This is a genomic window from Longispora albida DSM 44784 (assembly GCF_000379825.1).
Classification (GTDB): Bacteria; Actinomycetota; Actinomycetes; order Mycobacteriales; family Micromonosporaceae; genus Longispora; species Longispora albida.
The window spans coordinates 1-3,407 of the sequence record NZ_KB903830.1 but is presented as its reverse complement, the minus strand read 5'-3'; the positions used below and the strand labels follow the sequence as shown (position 1 = coordinate 3,407).

Genomic DNA, 3,407 nt, shown 5'->3' with positions numbered 1-3,407 from the left:
GGGGTTGGTTGTTTTTTGAGAACTGGATAGTGGACGCGAGCATCTTTGATTGCTGTGCTGGTTAAGTTTTTAAGAGCACACGGTGGATGCCTTGGCACCAGGAGCCGATGAAGGACGTGGGAGACTGCGATATGCCTGGGGGAGTTGTCAACCGAGCGTTGATCCCAGGATTTCCGAATGGGGGAACCCGGCCAGAGTCATGTCTGGTCACTCCGGCCTGAACACATAGGGTCGTGAGGGGGAACGCGGGGAAGTGAAACATCTCAGTACCCGCAGGAAGAGAAAACAACATGTGATTCCGTGAGTAGTGGCGAGCGAAAGCGGATGAGGGTAAACCTTGTGTGTGTGAGACCCGGCGGGGGTTGCGCATGAGGGGTAGTGGGACCATCTGGATGAGACCGCCGTCTTGTCGGGCAGTGAGAAAATTCTGTGTTAGGTGAAGCGTTTGGAAAGGCGCACCGTAGCGGGTGATAGTCCCGTAACCGAAAATGCAGGATCTGCCTGGGGTGTGTTCCCGAGTAGCCGCGGACCCCTGAAATCTGCGGTGAATCTGCCAGGACCACCTGGTAACCCTGAATACTCCCTGGTGACCGATAGCGGACTAGTACCGTGAGGGAAAGGTGAAAAGTACCCCGGGAGGGGAGTGAAATAGTACCTGAAACCGTGTGCTTACAATCCGTCAGAGCTGAGCCTTTTAGGTGAGGTGATGGCGTGCCTTTTGAAGAATGAGCCTGCGAGTTAGCGATACGTCGCGAGGTTAACCCGTGGGGGGTAGCCGTAGCGAAAGCGAGTCTGAATAGGGCGAGTTTAGTGGCGTGTCCTAGACCCGAAGCGGAGTGATCTAGCCATGGGCAGGCTGAAGCGCGGGTAAGACCGCGTGGAGGGCCGAACCCACCAATGTTGAAAAATTGGGGGATGACCTGTGGTTAGGGGTGAAAGGCCAATCAAACTCCGTGATAGCTGGTTCTCCCCGAAATGCATATAGGTGCAGCGTCACGTGTTTCTTGCCGGAGGTAGAGCACTGGATAGCCTAGGGGGCCCACAAGCTTACTGAAGTTAGCCAAACTCCGAATGCCGGTAAGTGAGAGCGTGGCAGTGAGACTGCGGGGGATAAGCTCCGTAGTCGAGAGGGAAACAGCCCAGATCACCAGCTAAGGCCCCTAAGCGTATGCTAAGTGGAAAAGGATGTGGGATCGCATAGACAACCAGGAGGTTGGCTTAGAAGCAGCCACCCTTTAAAGAGTGCGTAATAGCTCACTGGTCAAGTGGTTCTGCGCCGACAATGTAGCGGGGCTCAAGCATACCGCCGAAGCTGTGGCACTTGCACGATAGCCAGGCCTTTGTGGTCCAGGTGTGCAGGTGGGTAGGGGAGCGTCGTGTCGCGGGTGAAGCAGCGGGGTGACCCAGTTGTGGACGCGACACGAGTGAGAATGCAGGCATGAGTAGCGAATGCAGGGTGAGAAACCCTGCCGCCGGATGACCAAGGGTTCCAGGGTCAAGCTAATCTGCCCTGGGTAAGTCGGGACCTAAGGCGAGGCCGAGAGGCGTAGTCGATGGACAACGGGTTGATATTCCCGTACCCGCGAAGGAGCGCCAGCGCTGAACCTCACTGTACTAACCACCTCCAATGATGGATCCCTTCGGGGTGATGTCGGCGGGGCTGGGACCTTGGTGGGTAGTAGGTGAGCGATGGGGTGACGCAGGAGGGTAGTTGATCCCGGCCGGTGGTTGTGCCGGGGTAAGCCTGTAGGGCGCGACATAGGCAAATCCGTGTCGCATTAAGCCTGAGAGGTGATGCCGAGCCGATTTTGGTGAAGTCAATGATCCCATGCTGCCGAGAAAAGCCTCTAGCGAGTTCCGAGCGGCCCGTACCCCAAACCGACACAGGTGGTCAGGTAGAGAATACCAAGGCGATCGGGTGAACTGTGGTTAAGGAACTCGGCAAATTACCCCCGTAACTTCGGGAGAAGGGGGGCCGGACGCGTGAACACCCTTGCGGTGGGAGCGTGGTATGGCCGCAGAGACCAGGGGGAAGCGACTGTTTACTAAAAACACAGGTCCGTGCGAAGCTGTAAGGCGATGTATACGGACTGACGCCTGCCCGGTGCTGGAACGTTAAGGGGACCGGTTAGTCCTTCGGGGCGAAGCTGAGAACTTAAGCGCCAGTAAACGGCGGTGGTAACTATAACCATCCTAAGGTAGCGAAATTCCTTGTCGGGTAAGTTCCGACCTGCACGAATGGCGTAACGACTTCCCTACTGTCTCAACCACAGGCCCGGCGAAATTGCAGTACGAGTAAAGATGCTCGTTACGCGCGGCAGGACGGAAAGACCCCGGGACCTTCACTATAGCTTGACATTGGTGCTTGGATTGGCTTGTGTAGGATAGGTGGGAGACTGTGAAGCGGGCACGCCAGTGCTTGTGGAGTCATTGTTGAAATACCACTCTGGTTAATCTGGGTATCTAACTTCGGGCCCTTATCGGGTTCAGGGACAGTGTCTGGTGGGTAGTTTAACTGGGGCGGTTGCCTCCTAAAATGTAACGGAGGCGCCCAAAGGTTCCCTCAGCCTGGTTGGCAATCAGGTGTTGAGTGCAAGTGCACAAGGGAGCTTGACTGTGAGACGGACGTGTCGAGCAGGGACGAAAGTCGGGACTAGTGATCCGGCACTCGCATGTGGAAGCGGTGTCGCTCATCGGATAAAAGGTACCCCGGGGATAACAGGCTGATCTTCCCCAAGAGTCCATATCGACGGGATGGTTTGGCACCTCGATGTCGGCTCGTCGCATCCTGGGGCTGGAGTAGGTCCCAAGGGTTGGGCTGTTCGCCCATTAAAGCGGTACGCGAGCTGGGTTTAGAACGTCGTGAGACAGTTCGGTCCCTATCCGCCGTGCGCGCAGGAGACTTGAGAAGGGCTGTCCCTAGTACGAGAGGACCGGGATGGACGAACCTCTGGTGTGCCAGTTGTTCCGCCAGGAGCACGGCTGGTTGGCTACGTTCGGGAGGGATAACCGCTGAAAGCATCTAAGCGGGAAGCCTGCTTCAAGATGAGGTCTCCCACCCCTTAGAGGGTGTAAGGCCCCCAGCTAGACGACTGGGTTGATAGGCCAGAACTGTAAGCACGGTAACGTGTTCAGGTGACTGGTACTAATAGGCCGAGTGGCTTACCCAGCACCGCAATCAAGAATGTTTCGCGTCCACTATCCGGTTCTGGAAAAACAACCACCAAACCATCGGGGTTCACCAGCAGGTGAGAACCCGGACCAGGTTTGGGGTTGGTTCCGCAGGGTTACGGCGGTCATAGCGAAGGGGAAACGCCCGGTAACATTCCGAACCCGGAAGCTAAGCCCTTCAGCGCCGATGGTACTGCCCCGGGGACGGGGTGGGAGAGTAGGACACCGCCGGACAT

The 3,407-nt window shown here is 56.8% G+C and carries 2 rRNA genes; both read left to right on the top strand.

The window, feature by feature from the left end:
* The first annotated feature begins 59 nt into the window (after positions 1–59).
* Positions 60–3,170: ribosomal RNA gene (locus A3G1_RS0117660) — 23S ribosomal RNA — on the top strand.
* Positions 3,171–3,288: 118 nt separating this feature from the next.
* A 5S ribosomal RNA gene (rrf, locus tag A3G1_RS0117655) occupies positions 3,289–3,405 on the top strand.
* Positions 3,406–3,407: the final 2 nt, after the last annotated feature.